The organism is Helicobacter trogontum (assembly GCF_000765905.2).
Lineage (GTDB): Bacteria > Campylobacterota > Campylobacteria > Campylobacterales > Helicobacteraceae > Helicobacter_A > Helicobacter_A trogontum.
The window spans coordinates 1-874 of the sequence record NZ_JRPL02000096.1; the positions used below are offsets into that span (position 1 = coordinate 1).

An 874-nucleotide genomic window follows, 5' to 3' on the forward strand; every position below is an offset into this window, starting at 1 on the left:
CATTCTTGCATAGTTATTCCCCATTCCCTCTTGTTATCATTTTCATAAAATGGTAAGAAATCAAACCACACAATCTCAACACCATCTGAATGCTTTATGCATTCTTCTATGCAATAAGGCTTCCAAAAGTCATCAGAATCTAAAAAGATAATATAATCTATCTTTTGTGGTTGTAGTGCAATATTATTATTGTTTGCATTATATGTAGTTTCTTGTTCTTGTTGTGTTGCATTGTTGTTAGAATAAATCCTATTAATATTATATGGATTCTCATTTATAACAACGTAAGAGCAAAGTGCTACCCCCCCCCCCCCATTATTATTGGTTGTATTGTTGTGTGTATTATTTATAGTGTCACCATTCTGTTTAGTATGGCTAGAATCTAGTGTTGTTTTATATTTTTCACTAAACCATGCAATGCCTACGTTTCTGGCTGTACTTTGCCCCCCATTTTCTTTATCTATCAGTATAAACCTAGAATCCTTTGCTACATATTCCTTTGCTATGTTTAAACTTTCATTATTGTCTGTACTTCCATCATTCACTAAAAGAACGCTTAGATTCTTATAGGTTTGATTTATTACAGAATCTAGGCATTCTCTTAGATATTGAGCTACATTATAGATAGGTATTACAACACCTACTTTTTTGTTTTGTAGGATTTGTGCTGTATTATTGCAAGTGATAGTAGTTTGATTAGTGTTGTTGTATATGGTAGTATTATGCATAGCATTTCCTTATATATGTTTCTGTATAATCTATTATATGCAGTTATGATACATCTTTGTATTATAGCAAATTTGGGTTATATATAATGTTGTGTTTTGTGTGAGTTTATGTCTTAAGGTATTATTCTGTTTTGTGATGTTAGTGT

Annotated in this window: 1 protein-coding gene; it reads right to left on the reverse strand. The window is 30.9% G+C overall.

Annotated features, from left to right (window positions below; translation table 11 throughout):
- Positions 1 to 728: glycosyltransferase family 2 protein (locus tag LS81_RS11035; RefSeq protein WP_138069962.1), on the reverse strand; the 728-nt coding region annotated here is incomplete at its 3' end.
- Positions 729 to 874: the final 146 nt, after the last annotated feature.